General features: G+C 63.1%; 12 protein-coding genes. 3 read left to right on the forward strand and 9 right to left on the reverse strand.

Translation table 11 applies throughout. The features are described 5' to 3' along the window. Window positions 1-139: 139 nt before the first annotated feature. From BQ8482_RS33575 to BQ8482_RS33600, 6 genes are all read right to left on the reverse strand, one after another. Window positions 140-607, reverse strand: a complete 468-nt coding sequence (locus BQ8482_RS33575; RefSeq protein WP_123151484.1) for a DUF1203 domain-containing protein — start codon at window positions 605-607, stop codon at window positions 140-142. Between the two features lie 77 nt (window positions 608-684). Further along, the gene (dapB, locus tag BQ8482_RS33580) at window positions 685-1,491 is read right to left on the reverse strand and encodes a 4-hydroxy-tetrahydrodipicolinate reductase (RefSeq protein WP_123151523.1); all 807 of its coding nucleotides are present in this window, start codon (window positions 1,489-1,491) and stop codon (window positions 685-687) included. Between the two features lie 340 nt (window positions 1,492-1,831). After that, the gene (locus BQ8482_RS33585; protein ID WP_123151524.1) at window positions 1,832-2,395 is read right to left on the reverse strand and encodes a GNAT family N-acetyltransferase; all 564 of its coding nucleotides are present in this window, start codon (window positions 2,393-2,395) and stop codon (window positions 1,832-1,834) included. Continuing rightward, entirely contained in the window at window positions 2,395-3,252 is an 858-nt protein-coding gene (sseA, locus tag BQ8482_RS33590) for a 3-mercaptopyruvate sulfurtransferase (protein WP_123151485.1), read from the reverse strand. Before sseA ends, BQ8482_RS33585 begins: the two co-directional genes overlap by 1 nt. A 35-nt stretch (window positions 3,253-3,287) precedes the next feature. Beyond that, window positions 3,288-4,031, reverse strand: a complete 744-nt coding sequence (locus tag BQ8482_RS33595) for an alanyl-tRNA editing protein (protein WP_123151486.1) — start codon at window positions 4,029-4,031, stop codon at window positions 3,288-3,290. Next, complete coding sequence (locus BQ8482_RS33600; protein WP_123151487.1) at window positions 4,031-5,065, reverse strand: cysteine synthase A; 1,035 nt, start codon at window positions 5,063-5,065, stop codon at window positions 4,031-4,033. The genes BQ8482_RS33595 and BQ8482_RS33600 overlap by 1 nt, the downstream gene beginning before the upstream one ends. Before the next feature lie 210 nt (window positions 5,066-5,275). Between BQ8482_RS33600 and BQ8482_RS33605 the strand changes: the two genes are divergently transcribed. Then, window positions 5,276-6,097, forward strand: coding sequence for an SDR family oxidoreductase (locus BQ8482_RS33605; protein ID WP_123151488.1), 822 nt, complete (start codon window positions 5,276-5,278; stop codon window positions 6,095-6,097). Between the two features lie 96 nt (window positions 6,098-6,193). Further along, the gene (locus BQ8482_RS33610; protein WP_123151489.1) at window positions 6,194-7,168 is read left to right on the forward strand and encodes an alpha/beta hydrolase; all 975 of its coding nucleotides are present in this window, start codon (window positions 6,194-6,196) and stop codon (window positions 7,166-7,168) included. A 100-nt stretch (window positions 7,169-7,268) separates the two neighbouring features. On the opposite strand, the gene BQ8482_RS33615 is transcribed toward BQ8482_RS33610, so the two are convergent. Then, the gene (locus BQ8482_RS33615) at window positions 7,269-8,672 is read right to left on the reverse strand and encodes a DEAD/DEAH box helicase (RefSeq protein WP_123151525.1); all 1,404 of its coding nucleotides are present in this window, start codon (window positions 8,670-8,672) and stop codon (window positions 7,269-7,271) included. Between the two features lie 409 nt (window positions 8,673-9,081). On the opposite strand from BQ8482_RS33615, the gene BQ8482_RS33620 reads away from it, so the two are divergent. Beyond that, window positions 9,082-10,614 carry an acyl-CoA carboxylase subunit beta gene (locus BQ8482_RS33620; RefSeq protein WP_123151490.1) on the forward strand — a complete coding sequence of 511 codons (1,533 nt, stop codon included), beginning with the start codon at window positions 9,082-9,084 and terminating at the stop codon, window positions 10,612-10,614. 35 nt (window positions 10,615-10,649) lie between these two features. Here BQ8482_RS33620 and BQ8482_RS33625 read toward each other — a convergent pair whose 3' ends face one another. Beyond that, window positions 10,650-12,227: a hypothetical protein gene (locus tag BQ8482_RS33625; protein ID WP_244603096.1), complete on the reverse strand. Its 1,578-nt coding sequence runs from the start codon at window positions 12,225-12,227 to the stop codon at window positions 10,650-10,652. A 421-nt stretch (window positions 12,228-12,648) separates the two neighbouring features. Beyond that, a complete protein-coding gene (locus tag BQ8482_RS33630) occupies window positions 12,649-14,181 on the reverse strand; it encodes an NAD(P)H-hydrate dehydratase (RefSeq protein WP_123151491.1) in 1,533 nt (510 codons plus the stop codon). Window positions 14,182-14,264: the final 83 nt, after the last annotated feature.

Genomic DNA, 14,264 nt, shown 5'->3' on the forward strand with positions numbered 1-14,264 from the left:
GCCAAAGCCCCGCTTCCTCTGATATAGAGACTTCCGCCGGTTCATCCGCGGTCGGCAAATCGATCGACAATCATTCCGTAACGCGACAATGCGACAGGCGTACGACAGCTGCGACCGATGAATACCGCCCGGCGGATCGTCACGCGCGCTCGATCCGGCACTGGTAGCAGTTGTTGCGCGCCGAGCGGACATGCAGATAGGCGATGTCGTCGCGCTCGAACAAGGTCTCTGCCCGCGCCGCGATAGCGCCCGTCGGAATGACGCCGCCGCTGCCATAGACGATGCGGTCGTCCCTGCCGTAGCCGCGCACGATGTAGTCGGTACTTTCGAGCATTTCTGGAAGCGCCTCGGCTTCGGCGGCGCGCTCGCATTCCTCGGCATGCAGAAAGATCGGTCCGGTTTCGGCGTATGGCTGCAATTCCGGGAATGGCCTGTAGGCCAGGATGAGATAGGCGTCTCCGGCGGTCACGTTCTTCAGGCAGTGGCGGCAAGGCACGCCGTCGCCGTCGGATATTTTCCGCTCTGGTATCAGGCCATAGGCGTCCGGCGCGCCGCGCTGCAAGGCTCTTACATCTTCCGTGGGCAAGGCTTTGAACTGGATGGTCATGGCGAAATCTCCGGTATCGTCGACCGGAAATTACGCCGCTGCGCCAGCGTCTCCCACCCGATTCCTGCCAATTTGGATCAGTCCATCAAGGCGTCGAGACCGCGCACCAGCCCTGTGATCTCCTGTACCCGCCTGATAGCGAGCAGTGTGCCGGCCACGTAAGGAGCAGCGGACGAGCCGGCGTCGTGACGAATGGTCAGCCGCTCGTCGGGCAGGCCGAACAGCGCCTCACAGGACAGGATGTAGGAAGGCAGGCGAAGCGCATGCACCTGCACCCCCTGGCCCGTACCGACCGCCGCACCGCGGGTTCCCGGCACACCCGAGACCTCCGAGACCGGCCGCACCGTCGAAGCCTTGCGGACATCGGCCAGCGCTTCGGCAAGCTCGCGCGCGGTGCCGGACGGCGCGTCGGGTTTCTTGGCGCTCGCATAGTCGATCAGCTCGACATCCGGCACGTATTTCGCCGCCATCAGGGCAAACCGCTTCATCAGCGTGGCGGTGATCGAAAAATTGCCGGCTGCAACGACGCCGACACGATTGGCGCGTGCTGCAGCGTCGATCTCGCCGAACTCGGTCGCACCCAGCCCCGACGTGCCGATCACAACGTGCCGCCCCTTCTCTATGGCCAGCAGCGCATGGTCTTTCACCACATGCGGCTTGGTGTAGTCGACCAGCACGTCCGACGGCACCTCCAGCGCCTCGGCCAGCGAGGCGGAAACGGTGATGCCGTTGGCCGGCATGCCAACAAGGAGGCCGGAATCCTGCCCCGCGCCGCTGCGTGACACAGCCCCGGCCAGTTCCATGTCGCCTTGCGCCCCGATCGCCGGAACCAGCGCCTTGCCGACCCAGCCGGTCGCACCGGCCATCACCACCCGAATCGTCATCGTTTGATCCTCCATCACCATTGGAGCGCCACGCGTCCTTTTTGGACGCGCAAAGGACGCTCCAATATTTGAGTCTACGCACCGTGCTTTCCGAAAATCGATTCCGATTTACGGGCCGATGCGATGGGCTTTGACCGACAGCGATATGGAAAGAGCGCGGCTCATTCAAGCCAGGCTCTTTTTCGGGAGTTGATCCAGACCGCGGTGACTAAGCCTGTTTCGAAAACGCAGTGGCGAGTCAGATGATGGTCTTTTCTCCTCTGCCGCATTGATGGTGCCGGCAAGATGGCAAAGACAAGCTGAAGCATTGATGAACAATAGGTTCAGTTTGCGGAGAAAATCATGGCTGCATGACGCTGGCCGCACGCTCGGCGAAGGTCATTGGATGCACGATCTCCTTCTTTTGCGCGACCGGTGCAAAGCCGAGCTTCTGGTAGAGCGGCAATGCCGCCGGATGGTCGAGCGTGCAGGTCTGCACCGTCACCCGCCTTGGGCCGTGCGACCAGGCGGCGGCGATCGCCGCACCCAGGAACCAGCGGCCGATGCCTTGGCCGGTCGCGTGCTCCATCATGCCGAAATAGGCAAGTTCCACTTCTTCCGGCAGATGCGGCTTTAGGTCGAAGAAGCCGGCCGGCGACCCATCGAGATACAGCACCCTGATGTCGCGGTCCTCGCGATGGATGCCTGCAGAAAGCTCCTCGTCGCTCAGCCTCAGCACGTTGACCCAGTGCCATTTGCGGCCTACCCGATCCATCAAATAGCGGTAGAAATGCAGCGGAATGTCTTTGGTCTTCAGCAGCGCGATCTGGCGGTTGAACGGCACCGGCGGCGAATAGGCGGGCGGCACATGCATTTCGAGAAACGTCACCGTGACCTCGATGTCTTCAAGCGCTCCGTTTTCCATCACTGTCGATCCTTGCCGGTCACGACGGGCGTATCGCCAAGCCCACCCCATTCCGTCCATGAACCGTCGTAGAGCCTGTTGTCGGCATGGCCAAGCGTCTCGAGCGCCAGCGTGATCGCCGCCGCAGTGACGCCTGAGCCGCAAGAGGTGACAACCGGCTTCGACAGGTCGATGCCGGCGTCCTCGATCACCTTGCGCAATCGGTCTTTCGACAGCAGCTCGCCGTCCTCGGCAAGCGCCGAAAACGGCACATTGTGCGCGCCGGGCATATGGCCTGAGCGGATGCCGGCGCGAGGCTCCGGCTCGGTACCGGCAAACCGGCCAGGCGAACGCGCGTCGGCGATCTGGCTTTCCCCGGTCTCGACGATCCGGCGCATGTCGGCCAGGCTGGCGACGCGAGCGGCATCGAAGTCGGCATGAAACACGCAGGGCGCGATCTTCGTCGGCTCCGCCGTTACCGGCCGTCCCTCCGCTTTCCAGCGGTCGAAACCGCCGTCCAATACGTAGACCTGGAATACCCCCATGACACGAAACATCCACCAGGCGCGCGGCGCCGAGAAGAAGCCCGGACCGTCATAGACGACGATGGTGTCGTCGGCCGAAATGCCCATGGCGCCGACATATTGGGCGAAATGCTGCGGCGACGGCAGCGTGTGCGGCAGTGGGGAATCAGGATCCGAGATCGCATCCTGATCCAGGAAACGGGCGCCTGGAATGTGCGCTGCGTCATATTCGGCGCGCGCGTCGCGCTTCTGCGCCGGCAGATACCAGGACGCGTCGACGATGGTCAGGCCAGGCTCGCGGAGGCGCTTCTGCAACCAGTCCGCATCGACGGTGAAAGGGCTGTCTTCGGCCATTCTTCTTCTCCTGCCCGCCTTTGACAATCTGTTTATCAGGCCGGCGGCATCGGTCCAAAGCGTATTCGGAAGCGCCGGTTCTCGCGACCCTTCTTCTCGATCTTGCCGATATGGATCTCGCCGACTTCTCCTGTGCTCTTCACATGGGTGCCGCCGCAAGGCTGGCTGTCGATCGAGGCGTTCTCGCCAATGCAGACCAGGCGGATCTTGCCCGTGCCGACGGGTGGCCGAACATTCTTGGATTTCACCAGTCCCGGATTGGCCGCCAGTTCCTCGTCGGTGATCAGCCTGACAAAGACCGGGTGGTCGGCCCGCACCAGTTCCATCAGCCTGGCCGTCACGTCTTCCCTGGTGAAGCCGGCATCCGGGATGTCGAAGTCGACACGGCTGTCGTCCTCGGAAACCGAGGCGCCGGTGATCGGGAACGGGCAGACGACGGTGAGCAAATGGCAGGCTGTGTGCATGCGCATCAGCAGATACCGCCTCTCCCAATCGACGGCGAGCTTTATCGGCTCGCCGACCTCAAGCACTGCCTGCTCAGGCGGGGGCACATGGATGATCTCGTCCTTGGTCTCGCCGGTGATGGTGGCGGCAACGTTGATCAGGCTGCCGTCGGCGCGTTCGAGAGTGCCGGTATCGCCCGGCTGCCCGCCCGACGTGGCATAGAAGATCGTCCGGTCCAGAATGATGCCGCCACGGTCGTTGACGGCGACAATCGTGGCGTCAGCCGTCCTGAGATAGGCGTCGTCGCGAAACAGCGCTTCCGTTTTGTAAGCCATCACGCGACCTTCTCGAACGGCACCGAAATTGTGCTCCGCTGCTCCATCCAGCCCGGTACCGGCAGTTTCTTTTGACGCAGGAATTCCGGGTTGAACAATTTCGACTGATAGCGCGTGCCGTAGTCGCAAAGCACCGTCACGATGGTGTGGCCGGGACCCATCTCACGCGCCAACCGGATCGCGCCGGCAATGTTGATGCCGGTCGAGCCGCCGACGCACAGACCCTCCTCCTGGATAAGATCGAAGACGATCGGCAGTGCATCCTCGTCCGGAATCTGGAAGGAGAAATCCGGTGTGAACCCTTCCAGATTGGCGGTGACCCGCCCCTGCCCGATGCCTTCGGTGATCGAGCTGCCTTCGGATTTCAGCTCTCCGGTGGTGTAGAAACTATAGAGCGCTGCCCCCAGCGGATCGGCGAGCGCAATCTTGACGTCTTTGCTCTTGGACTTAAGCCCGAACGCGACGCCGGCCAGCGTCCCGCCGGAGCCGACCGCCGAGACGAAACCGTCGACCTTGCCGCCGGTCTGGGCCCAGATTTCTTCCGCCGTGGTGCGGGTATGGCCGTCACGGTTGGCGACGTTGTCGAACTGATTGGCCCAGATCGCGCCGTTCGGCTCGGCCCTCGCCATCTGCTCGGCCAGGCGGCCCGACAGTTTCACATAATTGTTGGGGTTCTTGTAGGGAACGGCAGGCACCTCGATTAGCTCGGCGCCGAGCAATTTGATCGTGTCCTTCTTCTCCTGGCTTTGCGTGTCGGGGATGACGATCACGGTGCGGTAGCCAAGCGCCTTGGCGACAAGCGTCAATCCGATGCCGGTGTTGCCGGCCGTCCCCTCGACGATGACCCCGCCCGGCCTCAAGAGCCCGCGCTGCTCGGCGTCGCGGATGATGAACAGCGCGGCGCGGTCCTTGACCGACTGGCCCGGATTCATGAATTCGGCCTTGCCCAGGATCTCGCAGCCGGTTTCTTCCGAGGCTTTGTTGAGGCGGATCAGAGGCGTATTGCCGATCGCTTCGATCACAGAACGGGGCATTGAGATTCCTTTATGCTTGCGGCGGAACCCTAGAAACCCGAAGCTTCGGTTTCAAGGCAAGAATTTGTCTGGTCCAGCGGCATTTCTGGGCTGCAATTCCTAAAATAGACGTCGCCTTCCGCTATTCGTTGAAGCTCCCACTGAAAAGCGCTCTTTTCATTCGATTTCTTCACCGCTAGAGCACAGGCTAAAAAAGTCGCAGGGCATAGCATGACTCTCTACCGGGCCAACCCGAAAGACGGCGTCGCGTGGATCACGGGCGGCAGCAGCGGCATCGGCCGTTCATTGGCCAAGGACCTGGCGGAGCAAGGCTATGCCGTCGCGGTGACGGCGCTCGACGACGATCCGATCGATACGCTTGTAGTCGAGACGGCGCAGATGCCGGGCCATGTCACAGCCTATCCTTGCGACGTCACCGACGAGAGACGCATGGCAAAGACGGTGGCAGCAATCGAGAAGGATCTTGGCCCGATCGTCTTGGCCGTCTTCAATGCCGGGAGCTATATTGCGACCGCCGGCGAAGACCTCACCGTCCGTGGATTTCGCCAGTCCTTCGATGTCAATTATTTCGGCATCATCAACGGCCTGGTGCCGGTCATCGAACGCATGCGCGTCCGCGCGCGCGGCCATATCGTCCTGGTCGGTTCGGTCACCGCCTATTTCGGCTGGCCGACCACGGCCGCCTATGGCGGCACCAAGGCGGCGGTCAACATCCTCGCAGAGTCGCTGAAATACGATTTCGACAAGATGAACGTCCGCATCCAGGTGATAAATCCGGGCTTCGTCGACACCCCGCTGACCGAGAAGAATTTGCTGCCGATGCCCGGTCTGATGCCCGTCAATCGCGCCTCGCGCCGCATGGCGCGCGGCATCAAGTCCGGCGGCTTCGAAGTCACCTTCCCGCGCCGCTTGAGCTGGGGCCTGAAGCTGCTCAGAATCCTGCCGAGACCGTTCTGCCGATGGGTCATCAGCACCGCGACCCGCTGGAAGGCGCGTCCGCTGATTTTCGACCGCAAGCCGCCGAGCGAATAGACGGTCCTTCAAAGTTGGCGATCCCGCCGCTGGCGAGACGCCGTTGCCTGTTTGCCATCGCGGCCATAGGTTGCGGATTGTTGCGTGGAGTCTGCGATGGGGCGACGGATCGTGCTTGCGGTATTGGGTCTCGCCGTCATTCTTGTCCTGGCCTTCGCGCTTGGCCCGCGCATCCAAGCCGACACCACGATCCGCTTCGATCCTTCCGTGATCGGCGATGATCCACAAGCTTATCTGGCACGCAAGGAGGCTGCCGTACCGGGCGTCTACGACGGGCTGGAGAAGGAGATCATCTGGGCCAATCCGATGGTTCACGCCAGGACGCCGCTGTCGATCGTCTATATCCACGGCTTTTCGGCGTCGAAGGGCGAGGTTCGTCCGCTGCCGGACGAGGTGGCCGACCAGCTCGATGCCAATCTTTACTACACCCGCCTCACCGGCCACGGACGGGGCGGTGCCGCAATGGCGGACGGCAGCGTCAACGCCTGGATCAACGACTATGAGGAAGCTCTCGCCATAGGCCGGGCGATCGGCGACAAGGTGATCGTCATCGCCACCTCGACCGGCGGCTCGCTGGCAGCCTGGGCTGCGACACAGCCGGGCGCATCGGACGGAGTGGCGGCAATCGCGTTCATCTCGCCGAATTTCGGCGTCAAGGCTTCCGGCGCCGAACTTCTGACCATGCCGTGGGGCCGAGAGATCGCCGAGTTGGTCGCCGGCAAGGAGCGCAGCTTCGTGCCACGCAATGCGCTGCACGAGAAATTCTGGACCTACCGCTATCCGATCGCCGCGACCCTGCCGATGGTGGCGCTGACCGAGCTTGCCTATGGCGCGCCGGTGGAGAAGGCGACCATCCCTGCCCTCTTCATCTTTTCGGATTCGGACAAGATCGTGCGGCAAGACCGCACCCGCGAAATCGCCGGGCGCTGGGGCGCCGCGCTCGAACTGGTGCCGGTCGACGATACCGGCGATCGAGACAACCACGTCATTGCCGGTGACGCGCTGTCGCCAGCAACCACAGCTTTCCTCGCGCGGCGCATTGTCGTGTGGGTACAGGCGGTGGTGAAGTAGATCTCAGGCGAAAAAGGCGACCGAAGCATCGCTCCGATCGCCTTTTTCAATTGTGAGCAGCCGGCCGAGCCCGACAGGCTCGGCCGGCTGCACTATCTGATTACGCAGCCCGCGCCGCTGGCCGCTTGCCGCCGAAACGACGCTTGTTGTTGCCCTTGAAGGGCTTGGCGCCTTCCGGCTTACGCTCGCCGGCGAAGGCCTCGCCGAAGCGCTTCTTGCCGAAGCCGTTGTTCTGGCCACCGGGACGCCTGCCGTCGCGACGGCCATTGCGGTCGTTGGCCGGCTCGAAGCTGCGCTCGTTCTTTTCGGCGGGATTGCGCTGCGGATCGGGGCTGCCGAGATGGTCGGCAACGATCGGCAGCTTGGTGCGGATGATACGCTCGACCTGGCGCAGCTTGCTGTTCTCGGACGGGTCGCAAAGCGTGATGGCGATGCCGTCCATACCGTTACGACCGGTGCGGCCGATGCGGTGGACATAGCTCTCCGCCTCGTCCGGCAGGTCGAAATTCACCACGTGGCTGATGCCGGGCACGTCGATGCCGCGCGCCGCGATATCGGTCGCCACAAGAATACGCACCGAACCCTCGCGGAAATCATTCAGCGCCTTCTGGCGGGCGTTCTGCGACTTGTTGCCATGGATGACGGCGGCCTTGAAGCCGTCGCGCTCGAGGTCCTTGGTCACCCTGTCGGCACCATGCTTGGTGCGCGAAAAGATGATGACCGACTTCATAGCCTCGTCGACGAGCATCGTCGAAAGCACCTGGCGCTTCTGCTTGGTACGGGCAAAGACGACGCCCTGCACGATCTCGGCCGCCGCAGTGCCGTGAGGCGCCACTTCGACGCGGATCGGGTTCTTCAGCAGACCCTTGGCCAGTTCGGCGATTTCGGCCGGCATGGTCGCCGAGAACAACACCGTCTGACGGTCCGGCGCGGTCGCCCTGGCGATGCGCTTGACGTCGTTGATGAAGCCCATGTCGAGCATGCGGTCGCCCTCGTCCAGCACCAGCCATTTGGTGTCGGCAAGCACGAGATCGCCCTCACGCACCAGGTCGGTCAGCCGGCCGGGCGTGGCAATCAAAATGTCGACGCCGGGAGCAATCTTTTTTACCTGGCTGAAGCGCGAGACGCCGCCAAGCACGAGTGCTGTCGAGACATGCGCGCCCTTGGCGAGCAGCTTGATCATCTCTTCGATCTGCACGGCGAGTTCCCGCGTCGGCGCCAGGATCAGCGCGCGAGCGGTCTTCGGCCGGCGCTTGGTGCCGAGCGCGATGATCTTCGACAGGATCGGCAGCGCGAACGCCGCAGTCTTGCCCGAACCGGTCTGGGCGATGCCGAAAATGTCACGGCCTTCCAGCTGCGGCGGGATCGCCTGCGCCTGGATCGGCTTCGGATCGGTGAAGCCGGCGCCATGGGTGGCCTTGAGCAGCGCGCCCGTAATTCCAAGTGCTGCGAAACCTGAAAGTTCCCCAGTGTCATTACCGGTCAGAGTGTCCTTGCCGGTCAAAGTGTTTTCGTTGGTCAAAATATTCTTCTTTCACGCGGCTCCTGGCCGCAAACATCGATGGCGGCAGGGCGCAACAACCTGCCGTCGAAAAAACTGTCATGAAACGACAAGGCGGCGGACGTTATCGTCCGCACGGCTGCGCTGTCGTGCCCGCAGGCATCATGCCACGGGGCTTTTTCGCCGCCTTGCCGATATGTCGGAAAGAGGGAAAACAGACGCAACCAGTCTCATTCGTCGAGAAGGCCGGATAGTCCCGGCCCAAGCGCCTATGTCGCCGCATATGGCCCAGTTCGTTGCGAAATGCAAGGGGCGTCATGTTGCAGCGCAGCGAAAGCCATGGCGAAGCGGCGCTTGCGCTCGCCTGCCGTCATGATTACCACAAATCAGCTTCCGTTTTGGGGATCGACCGATGAAGGACGTGCTGAAGGAACTCGAGCGCCGCCGCGATATGGCGCGCATGGGCGGCGGCCAGGTCCGCATCCACGCTCAGCACAAGAAGGGCAAGCTCACCGCGCGCGAACGCATAGACGTCTTTCTCGACGAGGGTTCGTTCGAGGAGTTCGACATGTATGTCGAGCATCGCTCGACCGATTTCGGTATGGAGAAGACCAAGATCGCCGGCGACGGCGTCGTCACCGGCTGGGGCACCGTCAACGGCCGCCCGGTCTATGTCTTCGCCAAGGACTTTACCGTGTTCGGCGGCTCGCTGTCCGAGGCCCACGCCGAAAAGGTGGTCAAGGTGCAGGAGATGGCGCTGCGCAACCGCACGCCGATCATCGGCCTCTACGACGCCGGCGGGGCCCGCATCCAGGAAGGCGTTGCAGCACTAGGCGGCTATGCCGAGATCTTCCAGCGCAATGTGCTCGCCTCCGGTGTCATCCCGCAGATTTCGCTGATCATGGGCCCTTGCGCCGGCGGCGACGTCTATTCGCCGGCAATGACGGACTTCATCTTCATGGTTCGCGACACCTCCTACATGTTCGTCACCGGCCCGGACGTGGTGAAGACGGTCACCAACGAAACGGTGACTGCCGAGAGCCTCGGCGGCGCCTTCGTCCACACGACCAAGTCCTCGATCGCCGATGGCGCCTACGACAATGACGTCGAGGCGTTGCTGCAGATGCGCCGGCTGGTCGATCTGCTGCCTGCCTCCAACACGGCTGATATCCCCGAGATCCAATGCTATCAGTCGGTCACCGATCATGATCTGTCGCTCGATCGGCTGATCCCCGACAACGCCAACAAACCCTATGACATCAAGGAGTTGATCCTTAAAGTTGCCGACGAGGGTGACTTCTTTGAGATCCAGCAGAATTTTGCGAAAAACATCGTTACCGGTTTCGGGCGCGTCGAAGGCCGCACGGTGGGCTTCGTCGCCAACCAGCCGATGGTGCTGGCCGGCGTGCTCGATTCGGACGCCAGCCGCAAGGCGGCGCGGTTCGTACGCTTCTGCGACTGTTTTTCGATTCCGATCGTCACCTTCGTCGACGTTCCAGGCTTTCTGCCAGGCACCGCGCAGGAATATGGCGGGCTGATCAAGCACGGCGCCAAGCTCTTGTTCGCCTATGCCGAAGCGACGGTCCCGAAGATCACCGTCATCACCCGAAAGGCCTATGGCGGCGCTTATGACGTGATGGCGTCAAAGCATCTGCGCGGCGATATGAACTATGCCTGGCCGACGGCGCAGATCGCGGTGATGGGCGCTAGGGGCGCGGTCGAGATCATCTATCGCAAGGACATCGGCGATGCGGAGAAGATCGCAGCGCACACAAAGGCTTACGAGGATCGCTTCCTGTCGCCCTTCGTCGCCGCCGAGCGCGGCTATGTCGATGAGGTGATCATGCCGCATTCGACCCGCCGCCGCATTGCGCGCGCGCTCCGCATGCTGCGCAACAAGGATATGCAGAACCCCTGGAAGAAGCACGACAACATTCCGTTGTGAGACGCTGATGTCGCGAAAGCGACCACAGCAAAAGCTCACTCCGCTTCCGCCGCGCCGAACCCCGCGCCCATCGTCGCGCGGACGGCGCCCGACCACGGCGTGGCATGATTGTCGATGCGCATCTGGAAGATAAAATAGGTCGGCGAGCAGAAGCCGATACCTTTTACCCTGCCGATACCAGGCGTATCGGGCGGCAGCGACTGGCACATATAATCCTCGCGGCAGAAATGATCGGCCGAGCAGGCCGGCCTGTTGCCGCGATTAACGGCGCCGCCGAGGCACTGGTCGAAATTGTTGGTCGCCACGCAAATGTCGAATTTTTTCCCGCCGACCAGCCCGCAGATCTCGTTCGGCATCGGCTTGCCCGGCTTGAAGCCGGCAAAGGCACGATCCTTGTCATTGCAGCCGCGATAGGCGATGCCGGCCGGCACGCCGATCTTCGGCGGCCGGCAAGTGTAGGCGGTGCGCGAAATATCGGTGGCGAAGGCCGCGAATTGGCCTGATATGCTGTAGCGGTCATTGAAAGGCTGCGCCGGGTTGCTGGCGATCGAGCCGGTCAGACATGGATGGCCGGAGAACATCTTTTCGCTGCCCTTGGGCAACAGGCATTGCGCCAGTTTCGTCCGCACGCCCGATGCAGTCGCCAGCACCGTGCAGACGGTGCCGCCGCCGCATTGCCAGCCCGCAGCGAAGTGCTTTGCGTCCTCCGGCATCAGACACGGCATCGCCATCTCGGCCGGCAGATAGGCGACCTCGCCGGCGTCCTGCCATGCGGCCGGCGGCGCGAAGGACAGCGGGCGGAGGCGGTTCGGCTCCTTGCCCTCGACGGTCGCGCGCAGCCACGCTTCGCGCCGCGGCATCTCGGCGTGGAGATGCGGCGAGATGCCGACTTCGATGCGGTTCAGCGGCGATGTGGTCTTGTCGTCGAGGCCGATGAAATGGAAACCGGCGGTCGAACCCGCCTGATGGCAACCCTGGCAGGCGCCATTATCCAGCCGCTCGACCAGCGCTTCCGGCGTGCGCACCAGCTTCAGTGCGGAATAGTCGAGCCCAGAAAAATCCGCGGGCTGGAATAGCGGCGTGAACGGGTGATTGGCCTGCCTTGCGCTGCCGAAAGTCGACCACGAAATGACCTTCTTCGCCAGGAATTCATCGGGGATTTCATAGACGCCGAGATCGACCGCCGCGAGATTGGAGCTGATATAGTCGGCAAGTTTTGCTTTCAGAGCGGCGTTTTCCGAGAGCAGCGCCACATCCGGCGTGTTTTCCAGCGGCTTTTCGCTGACCGTCTCTCCATCGACGCCGAAAATCCGCATGAGATAGGCGGCCTGCCCGCCGAATTCGGTCTCCTGGCCGGAGGGAAAGCGCACCACCTGGGCGTTGAGCTCGAGCTGCTTGAAGGTCAGCCCGGCCTTCTCCAGCGGCCCGCCGATGAGCCAGCCGGTATCGACGGTCTCGTCGAGCTGCGGCGTCCAGCGCCCGGCAACGCCGACGCAGCCGCCGTCGGCGTCCGGCGCGGCGCTGTAGATAGCATTGAAGTTGAACGGCAGGCGCGAGGCCAGAACCTTGCCATTTTTCTTGAAGCTGTAGGCAAGGCGATAGATGAAACGCACCTCGCCGCAGCGCCCGTCGCCCGTATATCGGCGAAATCACGCCGATCGAGCCGGTTGACGACACCGACCAGCCGGAAACGGGCGGCGTCGGTCTTCAGCCAGCGCATGTCCATGATGCGGCCGACATTGCCGTCGGTGACTTCGTAGAGCGGCCGCCCGCCAGCCTTCATCTCGGCCCGCAGCGCGGCGACATCGCCGGCAACCGTTTCGACGATCCGGTGATAAGCAGGCGCCTTGTCATAGAGCGCCTTCAGGTCGCCCCCGCCATCGACGCCAAAAATGCCGGCGAAGCCAAAACCCTTGGTGTCGAGGGCGGCAAGCAAGGCCGGATCGTCGACGATCATCACCGGACCTTCGGCGCGCACGAGGTTGGCTAGGAAGAGGCTGAGGAAAATCACAGCGATCAAGGCGAGCCGACGGTTCATTCAGCGGTCATCCCGTGGCGATTTTCGACAAGCTCGCGCAGCACCGGCACCAGCGCCAGCGGCAAGTCTTCGGCGATCAGCCCGGGCCCGAAACGGCTGCCGGCCTCGGCATGGATCCAGACCGCCGCACAGGCGGCTTCGAAAGCCGGCATGCCTTGCGCCAGGAAACCGGCGATGATGCCCGACAGCACGTCGCCCGAACCGGCGGTGGCCAGCCATGGCGCGCCGTTACCGTTGATCGCCGCCCTGCCATCGGCCGCCGCGATCACCGTGTCCGCGCCCTTATAGACGACGATGGCGCCGGCGCGCTCGGCGGCAGTGCGCGCCTTGGCCAGCTTGGACAGGTTCTTGTCTCCGGCGATGTCCGGAAACAGCCTGGCGAATTCGCCCTCATGCGGCGTCAGCACCAGCACCGGCGCGTTCGGGCGACGGGCGGCTTCGAACAAAACGTTGGGCGTATCGCGAAACGCGGTGATGCCATCGGCATCGAGCACCAGCCCGTCGACCCTGCCGTCTGGCCGTTGTCCGGCGGCCAGTACGCCGAGGGCAAAATCGCGTGTTTTTTCGCCGACGCCAAATCCGGGTCCGAGGACGAAAGCCGACGGCCGGCGGTCGCCGATGAATTCCTGTACGTCCGCGATGGTGTCGGCCTTGCGCAATATGATCGAAGTCAAATGCGCGGCATTCACCTGCAGTCCGTTCGCCGGCGACAGCACGGTCACCGCCCCTGCCCCGCTCCTGGCCGCGGCAAGCGCCGACAGCCGTGCCGCACCCGTCGCAGATGGCCCACCCGAAAAAACGCCGACATGGCCGCGCCTGTATTTATGCGTGTCGACGGCTGGCATCGGGAAACTTTCTAACCAAAGCGGCGGGGTGTTCTCGAAGGTCCGCGGTTCAAGCTGCGCAATGATCCTATCGCCGATGCCGATGTCGGCAAGCACCAGCTCGCCGCACATCTCGCGCCCAGGCAACAGCAGATGGCCGGCCTTTTTTCGCGCGAACGTCACCGTGAATCGGGCGCGGAATGCCTGGCCGAGAATCTGGCCGCTCTCGCCTGACACGCCTGAGGGCAGATCGACCGCAACGACGGGCAGGTTCAGTTCTGTCGCAACCTCGACCGCCCTGGCGGCATCGCCGGATAGCGGCTTGGACAGCCCTGCCCCATAAAGGGCGTCGACCAGGATCGCTCCTGTCTCGGCGGCAAATTCCGACAGCGGCCGAGGCCTGACCGGGCATTCCGAAGCGGCGAGCGCCGCGTCGCTGCCGGCTTTGGGCGAGACGGATGCCCACATCAAGACGTCGATGGCGCTGTCCTGAAGAATGCGGGCGACGACATATCCGTCGCCGCCATTGTTGCCCGGCCCGCACAACACGTGGACGCGCCTGGCAGCCGGAAAATGGGCGAGCACCACCGCAGCGACCGCGGCACCTGCATTGCGCATCAGGCCAATGCCGTCGAGAGGTCCGGCGGAGATCGTCAACCGGTCGGCCTCAGCCATTTCGGCCGGAGACAAAATTTCATTGTTCATGGATGCCAATCCGCATTGGCTCAAGCCCGATCCTTGTGGTCAAAACATTGTCCAGTTTTCGGTTCGAAGCAAACGGTGATGAG

Source organism: Mesorhizobium delmotii, assembly GCF_900149755.1.
Lineage (GTDB): Bacteria > Pseudomonadota > Alphaproteobacteria > Rhizobiales > Rhizobiaceae > Mesorhizobium > Mesorhizobium delmotii.

Coding starts and splice junctions, on each gene's coding strand:
- BQ8482_RS33595 (WP_123151486.1), bottom strand. CDS start 4,031: ATGGCTTACAAAACGGAAGCGCTGTTTCGCGACGACGCCTATCTCAGG.
- BQ8482_RS33585 (WP_123151524.1), bottom strand. CDS start 2,395: ATGGAAAACGGAGCGCTTGAAGACATCGAGGTCACGGTGACGTTTCTC.
- BQ8482_RS33610 (WP_123151489.1), top strand. CDS start 6,194: ATGGGGCGACGGATCGTGCTTGCGGTATTGGGTCTCGCCGTCATTCTT.
- BQ8482_RS33600 (WP_123151487.1), bottom strand. CDS start 5,065: ATGCCCCGTTCTGTGATCGAAGCGATCGGCAATACGCCTCTGATCCGC.
- BQ8482_RS33575 (WP_123151484.1), bottom strand. CDS start 607: ATGACCATCCAGTTCAAAGCCTTGCCCACGGAAGATGTAAGAGCCTTG.
- dapB (WP_123151523.1), bottom strand. CDS start 1,491: ATGACGATTCGGGTGGTGATGGCCGGTGCGACCGGCTGGGTCGGCAAG.
- BQ8482_RS33605 (WP_123151488.1), top strand. CDS start 5,276: ATGACTCTCTACCGGGCCAACCCGAAAGACGGCGTCGCGTGGATCACG.
- sseA (WP_123151485.1), bottom strand. CDS start 3,252: ATGGCCGAAGACAGCCCTTTCACCGTCGATGCGGACTGGTTGCAGAAG.
- BQ8482_RS33620 (WP_123151490.1), top strand. CDS start 9,082: ATGAAGGACGTGCTGAAGGAACTCGAGCGCCGCCGCGATATGGCGCGC.
- BQ8482_RS33630 (WP_123151491.1), bottom strand. CDS start 14,181: ATGAACAATGAAATTTTGTCTCCGGCCGAAATGGCTGAGGCCGACCGG.